Annotated in this window: 11 protein-coding genes; 3 read left to right on the top strand and 8 right to left on the bottom strand. The window is 62.7% G+C overall.

Annotated features, from left to right (window positions below):
• Nucleotides 1-103: 103 nt before the first annotated feature.
• A complete protein-coding gene (locus AC07XB_RS34560) occupies nucleotides 104-445 on the bottom strand; it encodes a DUF2958 domain-containing protein (protein WP_492833248.1) in 342 nt (113 codons plus the stop codon).
• Nucleotides 446-610: 165 nt separating this feature from the next.
• On the opposite strand from AC07XB_RS34560, the gene AC07XB_RS34555 reads away from it, so the two are divergent.
• Nucleotides 611-856 carry a helix-turn-helix domain-containing protein gene (locus AC07XB_RS34555; protein ID WP_492833250.1) on the top strand — a complete coding sequence of 82 codons (246 nt, stop codon included), beginning with the start codon at nucleotides 611-613 and terminating at the stop codon, nucleotides 854-856.
• Nucleotides 857-1408: 552 nt separating this feature from the next.
• Here the strand turns inward: AC07XB_RS34555 and AC07XB_RS34550 are convergent.
• From AC07XB_RS34550 to AC07XB_RS34540, 3 genes are all read right to left on the bottom strand, one after another.
• Nucleotides 1409-1720: a DUF736 domain-containing protein gene (locus tag AC07XB_RS34550; protein ID WP_492833252.1), complete on the bottom strand. Its 312-nt coding sequence runs from the start codon at nucleotides 1718-1720 to the stop codon at nucleotides 1409-1411.
• Nucleotides 1721-2475: 755 nt separating this feature from the next.
• On the bottom strand, nucleotides 2476-4533 hold the full coding sequence (locus tag AC07XB_RS34545; RefSeq protein WP_492831045.1) for a ParB/RepB/Spo0J family partition protein: 2058 nt from the start codon (nucleotides 4531-4533) through the stop codon (nucleotides 2476-2478).
• A 76-nt stretch (nucleotides 4534-4609) separates the two neighbouring features.
• Nucleotides 4610-5434 carry a DUF932 domain-containing protein gene (locus tag AC07XB_RS34540; RefSeq protein WP_492831044.1) on the bottom strand — a complete coding sequence of 275 codons (825 nt, stop codon included), beginning with the start codon at nucleotides 5432-5434 and terminating at the stop codon, nucleotides 4610-4612.
• Between the two features lie 1134 nt (nucleotides 5435-6568).
• Here AC07XB_RS34540 and AC07XB_RS34535 point away from each other — a divergent pair.
• Nucleotides 6569-7090, top strand: coding sequence for a hypothetical protein (locus AC07XB_RS34535; protein WP_492378549.1), 522 nt, complete (start codon nucleotides 6569-6571; stop codon nucleotides 7088-7090).
• 288 nt (nucleotides 7091-7378) lie between these two features.
• On the opposite strand, the gene AC07XB_RS34530 is transcribed toward AC07XB_RS34535, so the two are convergent.
• Complete coding sequence (locus AC07XB_RS34530) at nucleotides 7379-7957, bottom strand: MFS transporter (protein ID WP_492831043.1); 579 nt, start codon at nucleotides 7955-7957, stop codon at nucleotides 7379-7381.
• Nucleotides 7958-8630: 673 nt separating this feature from the next.
• Nucleotides 8631-9449 (bottom strand): pyrroline-5-carboxylate reductase, encoded by an 819-nt coding sequence (gene proC / locus AC07XB_RS34525; RefSeq protein ID WP_492831042.1) that lies wholly within the window; start codon nucleotides 9447-9449, stop codon nucleotides 8631-8633.
• 232 nt (nucleotides 9450-9681) lie between these two features.
• Here proC and AC07XB_RS34520 point away from each other — a divergent pair, with 232 nt between their 5' ends.
• Nucleotides 9682-10446 carry an IclR family transcriptional regulator gene (locus AC07XB_RS34520; RefSeq protein WP_492831052.1) on the top strand — a complete coding sequence of 255 codons (765 nt, stop codon included), beginning with the start codon at nucleotides 9682-9684 and terminating at the stop codon, nucleotides 10444-10446.
• Between the two features lie 60 nt (nucleotides 10447-10506).
• On the opposite strand, the gene dapA is transcribed toward AC07XB_RS34520, so the two are convergent.
• Both dapA and AC07XB_RS34510 read right to left on the bottom strand, forming a co-directional pair.
• Nucleotides 10507-11409: a 4-hydroxy-tetrahydrodipicolinate synthase gene (dapA, locus tag AC07XB_RS34515; protein ID WP_477134830.1), complete on the bottom strand. Its 903-nt coding sequence runs from the start codon at nucleotides 11407-11409 to the stop codon at nucleotides 10507-10509.
• Between the two features lie 71 nt (nucleotides 11410-11480).
• Entirely contained in the window at nucleotides 11481-13265 is a 1785-nt protein-coding gene (locus AC07XB_RS34510; RefSeq protein ID WP_477134835.1) for an ABC transporter permease subunit, read from the bottom strand.
• Nucleotides 13266-13281 lie beyond the last annotated feature (16 nt).

The raw sequence follows: 13281 nt of genomic DNA, 5'->3' as shown, positions 1-13281 counted from the left end.
GACCGCAGCTGGCGTTCCAGCATGCCGCGGTCGTCTGACCCCAAATGCGGCATGCCGCATCGCATTGACGCGAACAATGGGGTTCTGCAGATTGCCCACTCGATCAATCGACGATCGACCCACTGGACTGTGCCAGCCGGGCGTACTCGCCTAACGACCGCGTTGGCCGGAAGTACAGGTCACGAAGAATCGGCCTTTTGAGCGGCCCAACGATGGATGCAAGGTCGGACAGCTTCACATGGCCCAGTTCGGGCATACCGATACCCAAGTCGCACAGACCGTAGGCGGTGTCACCATCGGCCGGGTCAAGCGCGGCCAGTAGCCAGGTCGCATGCGCATCCGGCGTGAACAGCCGCACCACCGGTAGGAGGCCGACAGCGTAGTCGCTGTGGCCGTTGGCGAATAGCTGTGCACGTTGCTCCTCGGTGATTAGGGTTGGGGTCATTGGTGCTCCTCCTGAAAAATTCACGCCACTGCCGGGGCAAGGCGATACCGGGGCTGGCCTCTCGTCGCTCTGCGGACCGCGTGGGCCACCGCTGCGACAGCAAAAGGCCATTTTTGGGTATCTTATCCCGTGGTATCACGTCCGTCAAATTGCGACCATTGACGCATGGCGAGACCCTCACCGAAACACTCTGGCAATCCTGCGCTTGCATCCATTGGCAAGACGGTCCGTGCTATTCGGAAGGTCCAAGGGTTTTCACAAGAGGAATTGGCGCTCGCGACAGAGATGGACCGCTCTTACATCGGCGGCATTGAGCGGGGTGAACACAATCTGACAGTGCTGAACTTGGCTAGGATCGCGAGCGTGCTAGGCACATCTGCCGGTGAGCTTCTCAATCGGTCAGGCGTGTAAGGAAGAAGGCAAGCCAACCGCAATTGGGAAGAGCCCTCCAGACCTGGATCAGGCTTTCAACTCGCGCATACCTCGGCCAGCAACCACAGTGCGCGATTCGCCGAGATATGTCGATCTGGACCGCCATCGCCTTGAGTCAGACTGACATAGTCACAATGCGGCGCGGTTGCCTTTGACTAGCAGCTCCTCCCGTGCTTGGGGTCACTGTTGGGACCTCCGAAATCCGAGGTCGCACGACACGCGTGCCCACCAAAGCGCGAAAATGCAATGCCAGATCTGCGCATTCGTACAGAAGCACGGATCCAAAGACTGTCGGATTCATGCAACCACAGAAGCATGGAAGCGGAATTGCGGTAGCCAGGCAAGGCACGGCTGTGGTCGCCTGATCTATTGGTGTGCGCAAATGCAGATTCCGACAGAAGCCATGAGCAGCTCAATCAACCGAAAGGGCGACCAGCTTCTGGCACCAGTGCGCCAAGTCCTGTGCGCGCAATACTACGGGCTACCTGCAACTGGAGCCCCGCCGCCATGGGCGGGGCATTTGGGCGACCGTCAGGCCGCCAGCTTGCTGCGCGACCAGATCAGGTTGTGTGTGCCATCGTCTTCCTCGATCAGCCGGGCGTAGATCGTCGCCGGGAATGAGGGATCATCAAGGGTCACGGACAGGTAGGGCCGCTCGGACTGGCTGATTTTCCTCCACGCCGCGCCGATGTCGTAGCCGCCGGCCGCCTGGACGCGGAAGTCGGGGGCGTTCTCGCTCGCCTTGTCGTTGGGGATGAACCTGACCTTGACGTTGAGCGTCAGGGTGCGAACCGTGCCGGTGAAGCCGTCGTTCTGCGCGGTGAAATTGCCGATGTTGGCCATGATGCATTCTCCTTTCGGGTTACCCAAGGTCGCGCCCATCGCGTCCTTGTTGTGATCCGATCCGCGGGGGCCGGTCTGGCTGCACCGCTTGCGGCCAAGACGCAGTGAAGGACCTGGAGGCGCGAACAATTTGCTGCGCGAGGAAGCCGTGCAGCGGCGGGGAAATTGTTTGGGCTGGAAGGTTGCGGCCATAAAGACCGAGGCGCAGCCGCGCCCCCGCCAGGATGCACAACAGCTAAAGGACGCATGGGCCGACCCTCTCCGAAAGGAGCCGTGGCCGACTCGGCATCCCCGCATGACTGCACCGGATTGCGCCCCAACGCGGGTCAGGACCACGCCCTCAACGACAAGCGAGAACGCCCCTGCCGCAGCTTGCGGCGACGTCTTTGAGGCATGGGCGCGAAAGCTCCATAGAGGCCGGTCGGCGTATCCGTGAATCGCCTTTCGTGACGTGGTGGGCGACGATTTGCCAGCATCGAGGACGGCACGCTTTCGCACAACCTGTAGCAGCAATCCAGGGCGTAGCTCCACGCCCAGCCCATTGCGGCGGGGCGCCATCGAAACCTTGCCCGCCTCAGTGGGGCACCGATCGCCGTACCACGCGCAAGGCACTTGCACGCAGCCACGTCGCCGCCCGGCCGAAGGCGACGACGTGGCGATTTTGCTGTGGAGGTTGAAACCGGGCGCAGCAGATCTGCCGCGCCCGGTTTTGAGCGGATGCCCCGGCGGCAACGCGCCGGGGCCATGCGGCTACGTCACGCGACTAGCGCGTTCGCTATCGCTTCGCCGGCGGCAGCGTCCAGCGCCTCCACGCCACCTGCCGCTGCCCGCGCGCTTTCCATCGGCTCCGCGTCGAGCCCGTTCTTGAACAGTGCAGGCATCCAGCCGGTGCCCTCAGCCAAGCGTTCTGCTTCGCCGGCAATGTCGGCCTTCTTCAACTTCGCCAGCCGGATGACGTGGGCAGGGGCGTACTGCCCCACGGCTTTCAGAATCAGGGCCTTGGAGACATGGCGGAAATACCCCTCTGCGGTCGGCTTCCACCATGCGGCCATGTCCAGCCCGACCGCCTGCGCCAGCTCCGCGCCGGGCTGGCGCTGCGTCGCGCGCGACGTCACCACATCCACCGTGGCCGCCACGCACACGGCCAGCAGCCGCACCAGGTCGTCTTGCGACTTCGCCAGCAGCGCAACGAACAGTTCGGCGCTATCCTGCGGCAACGCCTCGCCCGCGACCTGTTGCAATTTGCGCAGCGCCACGGCGGCAGGCGATTCCGGCCAATCCGGGGCCATGCCTTCCAGCCGGTCTTGCACGGTCAGGCGCACGCCAAGCGGTAGGCCATCGCCGCAGGTGCCCGGCTGCAAGACGGTCTGCACCATGCCATGCACCAGCGCGGCGAGCGCGACCTGCGGATGCCGGGTCACTTCGATTTGCAGCGCCGCCGTGCGGTGTGCGCTCAACCGCTGCGCCAGCCGGTCGGGCAGGCTGGCGGCGGCCTTTACCGGCTCGGCGCCCTCGCCCTCGCCTTCGTCGTGGTTCGCGCCCTCGCTGCCGCCGAACCCATGCCGCAGCCGTTCCAGCGTGCGCAGCGCCTTGGCCTCGGCCTCGCGCAGCAGGCCGCGATAAATCACGGCCTCGCCGCTGCGATCGATGGTGACGATGGCGCCGGCCACAGCGCGCACGTCCGGGGCGTAGCCCTGTAAGGCATCCTCCACGGCTTGCAGTTCCCTGGCCACCTGTTTGCGGCGCGGTTCCGGCCCCTCCACCTTGTCCCCGTCCTCGGCATCGTCGTAGGCTTCTTCCAGTTCGGCGTCGATCTTGTCGAGGCGGTTTTGCAGCGACGCGATGCGGCGGGCCTCGCGGGCGGTCGGTTCGCGGCGCTGGCGCGGGGCGTTCTGGAAAGCCTGCCGTTCGGCGTAGCTCAGGTGCGGCACAGCCTCCACCCACGCCCAGCCCTCGGTGCGGACACTTTCGGCCAGCGTGTCGAGCTTGCCGCGCACCAGCGTCTCCAGCAGCGCGGCGTCGGTCAGGTAGGCGCCATTGTCGTCGTCGGCAAACAGCTCGCGGCGGATGCCGCCGCCCGCCACCGTGTAGGCGTCCAGCCCAACGAAAAGCACAAGCGGGTGCGCGGCGTCGATTTCGCGTTCGGTCAGGCGCTCGCGCAGCGCGGATGCGCCGCGCTGCCACTCGGGCGCGCCGTAGAACGCGGCTTCCTGCGCGGCGTGGTCGTCCGTGATGGCCAGGGCCATCAACTGTTCCAGCGTGACGCCACCAGCCCGATAATCGGCCATCGGGCGCGGCGAGACGTTGGCGAGCTTCAAGCGGCGCTGCACCACCAGCGGCGACACGCCGAAGTCGGCGGCGACGTCCTCGATGGGGCGGCCCTCCTTGACCAGCGCGGCGAACGCCTCGAACTGGTCGGCGGGGTGCATTTGTTCGCGCAGCAGGTTTTCAGCGAGGCTCACAGTGCGCGCCGAAGCATCCGGCACCAGCAGGCACGGTACTTCATGGTCGGCGGCGATGCGCTTCTTCTTCGCCAACAGCTTCAACGCGGTCAGGCGACGATCACCGGCCACCGCTTCGTAATGCTCGCCATCGGTGGCGAGGATGACGACAAGGTTTTGCAGTAGGCCGATGCGGGAAATGCTCGCGGCCAGCTCCGCGATGGAGATGCGCGGGGTCGTGCGCGCGTTGCGCTTGGAGCGGCGCGGCAGCAATTGTGACAACGGAACCAGGATCAGGTTCCTGGTCGGGTCGGCCACTTCCAGCGCGGCGGCGGTTTCAACGGCACGGACTTCGGTTTGGGTAACGTTCATGGTGGTAACTCCATTCGTGAGGCGAACAACAGCAGGAGGAATGGAGGGGCCGATTGAAAGCCCCTCCGCATGGGGTTCAGGCTTTCAACTGGCGCAGGCCATCGGCCAGCAGCCACAGGGCGCGATTCAGGCGGATGCCGTTGTCGATGCCCTGCACAGGGCGGGTGGTCTGGCGGCGACCGTTCGCGGCGCGGGCGCGCAAACCGCCCTTGATGAGGTTTTCCTGCGTGCGGTTGAACACACTCCACAGGTCCCGGCAGTTGTCGTCCGTGCGGCGCGGCATCAGCAATTGCGATTCCGTGACGGGCGCGGGCTTATCCTCGTCGTACTTCAACGCCAGCGCGGCGCGGGCGAACACTTCGGCCTCGCCGCTGTCCAGCGTGACGGCCTGCATGGCATCGCGGGATGCCTGCGCCCGGTCGAAGCCGTGCAGCACCTCGTAAGCGCCTTCGATCACCTGCGCGGCCACGTCGCCCTTGTGGGGCACACGCACGTCGGCCACGGTGTCGCCGCAGACAAGGCCGTTCTGGCAAACGAACCGGAACATGCCGGCGAGCATCTGATAGCTGCTCGTGCCGTCATGCGAGTTCAGCAGGATGATTTCGTTGGCTTCTTTGCCGTTGATCTGGCTGGCGTGGCGCAGCCGGATCATGTGCTTGGTGTAGTCGCGGCGGTCGTCGGCCCGCACGCGAGTCTGGCACACCATGAAAGGCTCGAAGCCTTCGCCGCGCAGTTCCTGCAAAACGGTTGCGGTGGGGATGTAGCTGTACCGTTCCGAGCGGCTTTCGTGCGGGGCTTCCGCGAAGATGGACGGGGCTACGCTGCGGATTTGGTCGTCGGACAAGGGATGTTCCGAGCGCAGCATCGGCGAACGGGATGCGAAGCGGGATGCGAGTTGCATGGTCTTTCTCCTGACATAGGGTTGGCTGTTGAAACCGCACACCGGATTCCCAGATTCGGAGCCCGCCTTTCGGCTTTCCGGTGGGGTCGGCGCGGAGACCTGGGCCGGCCTCGTTGCCACCGTCTTTCCTGAGTTCATCGCCCGCGACGGTCAGGAGCGCGCGGACGGGGGCCGTCAAGGAAACAAGCGCCGGATTGGTGCGGCCCGCAGGCGCAGCCGAGGACACGGCCCGGCGCGCCTTGACGGCCCACGGCCGCGGGCTACAGTCGCGGACGAGGCGATGAGCGAAGGAAGACGGCTGGACAGGCAATCGGCCGCGGTTGGCGCAGACCCCATGCAAGCGAAGCGCGCAAGCCCAGATCGGGTATCCGGGCCAAAGGCGTCAGCCGAGCAGAGCGAGGGAACGATGGAAGCCCGACAGGGGCAAGATTCGCGCAGCGAGGCTCGATGCGCAGCACGACAGCGCGGCCCGCCGCACTTCCCTGGCCGGGGACGCCCATATCGCAGTCAATGGGAATCGCGCAGGTACCTCAGTGCGGGGGTGTCAGGATTTTTGTGTGCAAGGCTAAAAGCCTGCCTGCCGGGCAGGCCTTTGATCCTATCTCAGCGATGGGGTTGTATGAAGCGATCCTCGTAGAGGATCGAGAACTGGTTCATGGCGGCTTTCCAGTCGTGCGTGGCGCTACCCCCACTTACAGGTGATGTTGCGCAAGGCTACGGAAGTTCGGAGCCGAGTCGGGGCGATCGAGCGCTAGCCGGCGATGAACTTCCGGGTTCGGCCGATAGTGTTGAAAAACTCAATCTGCCATCTGAGCAGACTAGGCCTGCGGGTTTCCGACCTCTCAGATCGGCCTGTATTGCACGATCGTCGATCGGTTGGGGGTTCGGGTACCCCTGAAATCTCGCCGGAAATGGGGTCTACAGAGTTTCTCAACACTATCGGCCATGAGCGGTCACTCCGGTCTGTGCTGTCGCGCCCGCGTAACACCGCCTCGTCGTGCTTCTAGCCTACGGCTGCTGGTCGGTGATACGTTTCTCATTGGCCGGACCGGCCGTTTCGGGAAATGCATATGAGCGAGCTAGTTAAGGCACCCAGACTCTCGGTTTGGATAAAGAAGGAACGGGAGACCGTTGATGAGGCCTGACACGAAACTTTCCGACGCCCGCGATCGCTTCCCGAGCATGAACTGGCTGGCCAGTCCTTGGGCGGTGGCAATTGCAGGTGGACTCTGGTTCGCCGTTACTGCCGTCATTAGTTTGCCTCTCCTCGATGCGGGATTCAGGCGCGGCCCGCAAGCGTATGGGGACATCTCACAACTTGGGCGTCTCGCTTTTATCCATTTCGCCTTGCCATCGTTCATTGCCGGTATGGCTTTTGCCAATCACATCGTGTTTGTGAGCTCACCGTGGCTTTCATTCTGGCTCGGAGCCTTGCTCGTTGTCCTTGCCAACATCGGTGCAGCGGCTAACACGGCATTGCTCGTCGAAGGATGGAATCATTTCGGGACGGCGTCTATTGTGGCTGCCGTGATGTATTTCATTGTTGATGTCGTTGCCTTCCGGGGCATTCCTTTTCTAATCGGTGGAGTTTCCGCAGTTCTGTTTCGGGGCGCAATGAGATTCTATTTTGAGTCCTACGACGATCCCAATCCGTAGATCCCGGTGACGCGCGCGACGCGAGCGACGGCCGTAGGTCGCATGGCAGCTTGAGACACTCACCCCGTAGATCAACGATGAGTTTATGTTTTGGGAGCGCGCCTGACCGACCGCTAAGGGTCGTGAAGAGCCGACCAGCCCGCCACCGGCGGAGGTCGCTTGCCGGCCACAATGCGTCAATTGAATGTGGTCTCAGGCGGACATTGATGCGACAGCTTCTCTCTGAAATCGGACATCCAGCCTCAGGGGTAGCGTCAAGCGTTCGGCTGTCCGCATCCTGCTGGGCTCTTAGCCTGGGTGAGCAACTGTCCGGCGTTGAGTCCCGAATGCAAAAAAAGCAATTACCTGGAAGACTGAGATCAACAGTCCGACTGCCGCCATGTGAGAAACACCACCCACCGTGTTGACCAGCATTGCGCCGAGTGCTGCACCCGACATTTGTATGAATCCCAGCATGGTGGAGGCCGCGCCTGCTTGGGCTCCAAACGGCGAAAGGGCTAAAGCTGTACTGAGAGGGTTGGCAATGCCCATTCCAAGGAGGAAGACACAGAGCGCGAACGTGAACGCAGTGAGGCTGGATGGATAACGGGCGGAAGCCATCCAGATCGTCAGGCCTCCGATCATCGCCAACACAATTCCGACTTGGATCATCCGTGCTGCCCCCCATCGGTTCGAGAGTCGTGGAACGGAGAGACCCGCAGCAAAAACCACAGGTACCGTGGCTGCAAAAAAGAGCCCCATCTCCAGCGCGCTCAGTTTTAGGGCACTCATCAACACAGACGGTGCGGCAGCGAAGAAGCCATAGAGCCCACCCGTGAGGCACATTACGGCAACGACTGGAAGCAGGCGCGGCGCCCAGATGCTCAATCGACCCTCCCTGGGAACCTCCCCAACTTTTGCACGCTCTCGAATTACTTCGCTCCACAACTCCCGGCATGCTGGTCAGGTGCGGCCAAAGAGGGTGTGCATGTGCGAGGCATTCGACTTTACATGACATAGGTTCGGACCATCGAATCCATCGTAACTACGCCATCACCGCACTCAAACGTCTCCTGCCTGCTGCTCCGCATGGCCTGCACTGGGCCAAAGCTGCACTCATCGAATCCTGGCATTGATCGCGACGCGCACCCATCGTGTGCGCCCCGATCGCAGCAGGCCTCGACCGCCTCGTCACGAGCCTCATCCAGATGCCGCTCTTGCATGGCTTGCTGAGGCCTAGCTTGGGTGGATTGGGGTACCTTTCCGCTTTGCCGCAAGAAGACGATCATTGCAGCCTCTCCAGGCGAAAATAATTACTATACAATTACAAAAATTGAATTCAGATTTTGGCGCCATGAGGCAAACGCGTCGTGATCGCTTCAAGATACAAGAGATCATCTTCCACTGGCCTCCAAGTCGCATACTTCATATGCACATGATCTATCTTCTGTCACACGCAGGTGGACAGGGCCCCGAACCAGCGCTTGGAAGCCCCGGCACTCCGCAAGACAGATCTCGGACTCTTGCCCGGCAGGAGCCCGAGCTAGGCGATGGCCCCGGGCTAACTGCCAAGGTTGCCCAGTTCGACGCTACGCCGCGCGGCAGCCTCGATTGCTTCGACAAACACCGCCTTCAGGTTTTTGTTATCCATGGCGTCAATTCCGGCGGCTGTGGTGCCGCCCGGCGACGTCACTCTCTGGCGCAGCATAGTGACTGCCTCGCTGCTGCCCCGCGCCAGGGCCGAGGCGCCGAAAAACGTCTGACGCGCGAGTGTGGCGCCTTGCCAGGCGGGCAGCCCCATTTTTTCTGCGGCCTGTTCCATAGCCTCGATAAAGTAGAAGACATAGGCGGGACCACTGCCGGACAGTGCGGTGACGGCATCCAGTTGGTCTTCATGCTCCACCCATGTCACCTCTCCGACGGCACTGGCAATGGTATCTGCGATCTTCCGGTCGACTGACGACAGCGTCTTCGCCGATGCCATCCCGGTGATACCTTGGCCAATGAGCGCCGGGGTGTTGGGCATCGCACGTACCAGGCGCGGGCAGCCACCAAGCCAGTTTGCCAGCGTCTCCAGCCTGATGCCTGCTGCCACGCTGATCACAAGTGAATCGACAAGGCATTCGCGTAAGGATTCACAGACTTCGCGCATAACCTGTGGCTTGACGGCAAGGACCACGACGTCGGTGTCGTTCAGCGTCCGATCCGCGGCGGACAGCGTATGCAGGCCGTACTCCCTGGTCAGGCGCTCCCGGAGGTCGTCTGCAGGATCAACGACAGTGATGTTCCTAGCGTCAGCGCCGTTGGCGAGAAGCCCGGCAATGATGGCGCTGGCCATATTGCCACCACCGACGAAAACTACCTTGAGCTTGTTTAGCATTTCATCTCCAACCTCATTTGAATCACGTTTGCATCACCCAAGCAAATGGCAATCGCCTCCACGCGCGCCATGGCGCCATGCCCTGCCGTACGCGTGAGCACCTAACATGACAGGATCGACAGTGGAACCAAAATCAATTCGCACCCGCAAGCAAGCAGGCGCGGGCAGCGAAGACCCGCTCGCAAAGAAAGATAAACAACAGGAAAAACAGCCGGATCCCACCGATTCGCCGCTGTTTGTCGGCTCGGCCGCTAAGACCTTCCGCGTACTGCACGCATTTGACGGACCGATTCGGCACATGACTTTGGCCGACATCGCGAAAGCCGCGCAGCTCGACCGCAGTGCTACGCAACGCATCGTCTACACACTGGAAACGCTTGGCTACCTGCGCCGCATCGCCGAGACCAAGACCTATGGCCTCACGCCGAAGCTCCTGCAGTTTTCCTTCAATTATGTGCGTGCCAACGAGCTGATCGACAAGGCGCTGCCTTACCTGCAGGACATCAACCGCACCGTCGGCGAGACGACCAACCTGCAAGAGCTGGATGGTCACGAGATCGTGTTCGTCGCACGCTTCCTGAGCCGGCATCTTGTCAATATGGACATTGCGGTGGGCAGTCGCCTGCCCGCGTTCTGCACCTCCTCCGGCACGGCGATCCTGTCGCGCCTGCCAGAGGACGAGTGCGACGCAATCCTGACAGCGGTCGAGCGCGTTGCCATTACGCCGTACACGGAGGTTCACCTCGGCAAACTGCGCCGACGCATCCAGCAGGCGGCAGAGAAAGGCTATGCGATCATTGCCAACGAGACGGTGATGGGCGATATCTCCGTGGCAGCACCAATCCTGGATCACCGCGGCCGTCCCGTTGCCGCCATCAATATCTCGGTGCCCACTTCCCGCTGGACACCCGATAAGGTGGAGTCGGAACTCGCCAAGCACGTGCAGGTGGCCGCGACCTCTGTCTCCAAATCCAAGTTCACCGAATACGGGCGGTAAGCCGCTTCCCGCGGGGCGCGCCCGGGCCACCGGCCGGGCATGCGCCGCCTTCGCGCTGCGTCACGCGTACTCGTAGTCCTTGAGCAAGCGTTCGAACTGCTCGCGCAAGCGAGCGCTGGTCTGCGCCGCGGCCGGCAACAACGGCTCCAGCAGCTCGGGGGCGTCGACCCCGATCGCTTGCAGCACGGACTTCATCGGACCCGGATTGGTTTCCGCAAAGACCAGATCGATAAACGGCATCAACTGGCGGTGCATCAGCAGGGCTTCCTGCAGATTTCCGCCACGCACGAGGTCCATGATGCGGCGCCAAGTCTTCGGTAGCATGGTGGCGGTGCTGAGCACGCCGCCGCGAGCACCAGCGGACACGTGCAGCGGGAACAGGGTGTCTTCGCCGCTCAGGAGGGAGAAGCTCTCGTCGATGCCGGCCGCGGTCTTGAGGAAATGATAAAGATCCGGATTGCACGCCTTCATGCCGATGATGCGCTCGTGCCTCGACAGTTCATGGATGACCGTGGGATCGATCGCGATTCGGGTGCGATACGGGATCTCATAGAGCAGGACCGGCAGCGGCGACTCGTCGGCAAACCGCATGAAGTAATCGCGGATGCCTTGCTGCGTGGGATTCGTATAGTAAGGCGTCACCACCATCACGGCATTCACGCCAACGGCGGCGAAGTCGCGCGCGGCATCCAGCCCGTCGCGCAGACCCGGCGTTAGCACGCCGGCTACGACCGGCATCCTTCCGGCAATGTGAGTGGTGGTCACCTCCGCCATGCGCACGCGCTCGCGCTGCGACAACGAACCGAATTCACCCGTGCCACCTAGCGGCACCACGCCGTCCGCGCCCTGGCGGATCAGGTAGTCGAGCAAGGCGCGAGTGGCGCCCTCGTGGACAGCGCCGTCGTGCTGGACCGGAGTGGGAATGGCGGCAAAAATGCCTTGCACTTGCTTTGAGTCAATCATCGTCTTGTAGGAGAGAGGCCGCACTGGCGACCGGTTATTTATTAAAAATAGATAGGTGGGATTGGCAGGCTTCAGTGGTCCGCGCTGCGCCTGCGCAGCCGGTCCGCGGCCATGATCACCACGGCAATAAAGACGAACAGCAGGCTCGACACCGCAGCGATCGTGGGCGAGACGCTCAGGATCACTTCGTCCCAGAATTGCTTGGGCAAGGTCGAATCCAGGCCGCCGGTCACGAACAGCGCGATGGTCAGTTCATCGAACGACGTCACGAAGGCAAACAGGAACGACGACAGTAGGCCCGCCCCGAGGATCGGGAACGTGACGTAGCGCATCGTCTGCCAGGGGCGCGCGCCGAGGCTCTGCGCGGCCTGGTCCAGGCGTGTGTCGTAGTTCTTCAGAACGGCCATCATGGTCATCACCACATAGGGGATCGCCACGACGGTATGCCCGAGGATCAGACCGGCCGCGGAGCCAACGAGGTTGAGCTTGGAGAAGAAGTAAAAGATGCCAACCGCCGTGATCATCCGGGGCACGATGATTGGCAGCAGGATGAACGCCAGCAATGCAGCCTTCCACCGGATGTTCGAGCGCACCAGCAGGAATGCCGTGGGCGTGCCGATCACCATGGCGAGGAATCCCGTGCCCGCCCCGACAATCAGCGAGCGCACCGTGGCTTGCATCCAAGTGGGAGATTCCCACACCTCGTTGTACCACTGGAGCGAGAACCCACGCGGCGGCCAGTCAAGGCCGCTGCCGCCCGTAAACGAGATCGGGATCATCAGCAGCGCAGGCAAGGTCAGGAAGGCAAGGATCAGGATCACCACCATCCACAGCATCTTGCTGCCGCCCTCTTCCGCTTTCGCCGCCGCACGCACACGGCGCGGCAGCAAACGGCCCAGGCCGTCGGACAACGTGGCCAGCACGCCCAGCAACTGGTAGCCGGCGCGCCGCAGCGGGCCGCGGGTAGCCGAACTGCGGCCAGCCGGCGCGGAGCCGCTGCCAGCCAGGGTCGACAAGCCAACCAGCTTGTCATAGACCACGAACACAATCAGGGCGGCAACCAGCAACAGCATCGAGATGGCACCAGCAAAGCCCCAGTTCATGGTTTGCTGGACCTGGTCGATGATGAGTTGCGTGATCATGGTTTCACGGCGGCCGCCCAGCAGGGCCGGCGTGATGAAGAAGCCAAGCGACGTCACGAAGACCATAATGCCCGCTGCCGCCACGCCCGGCATGGACAGAGGAAAATAGACCAGCCAGAACGCCGTGCCGGGCCGTGCGCCCAGGGTCAGCGCTGCACGCGGCAGGCGCCGGTCGATGTTCTCCATCACAGAGATCATCGTCAGGATGGCCAGCGGCATCATGGCGTGCACCATGCCGACCATCACTGCACCGAAGTTGTAGAGTAGATCGGCGGGCACGTCCGTCACGCCGGCGGCCTTCAGCAACTGGTTGAGCACACCGTTGCGGCCCAGCAGCACGATCCAGGAGAACATGCGGACCAGGAAGCTGGTCCAGAACGGCAACAGGATCCAGAACAGCAGCGAGCTCTTCGCCCGTGCACCCGCTGCCGATGTCAGGTAGGCCACCGGATAAGCGCCGACGATCGCCAGCAAGGTGGTCCAGCCGGCAATTTTCAGGGTGATCCACAGTACGTCGAGATAGACGGACGAATGGAACAGGCGTGCGTAAAGTTCGAGGGAAAGACGGCCGTCCACCGACACGCTCATCCAGATCAGTTGTCCAACCGGGAATACCAGCATGATCAGCAGGAACAGGACGGTGGGCGCGCCGAGCAGGAAATCGCGGTGCCAGGCAGGCCGGCGCTTGGCAGCCGGCGTCGTGGCCGCGCTCATGACTTGAGTGACCATG

The organism is Cupriavidus sp. GW821-FHT02F09, assembly GCF_059421605.1.
This window is presented reverse-complemented; position numbering and strand designations above follow the sequence as displayed.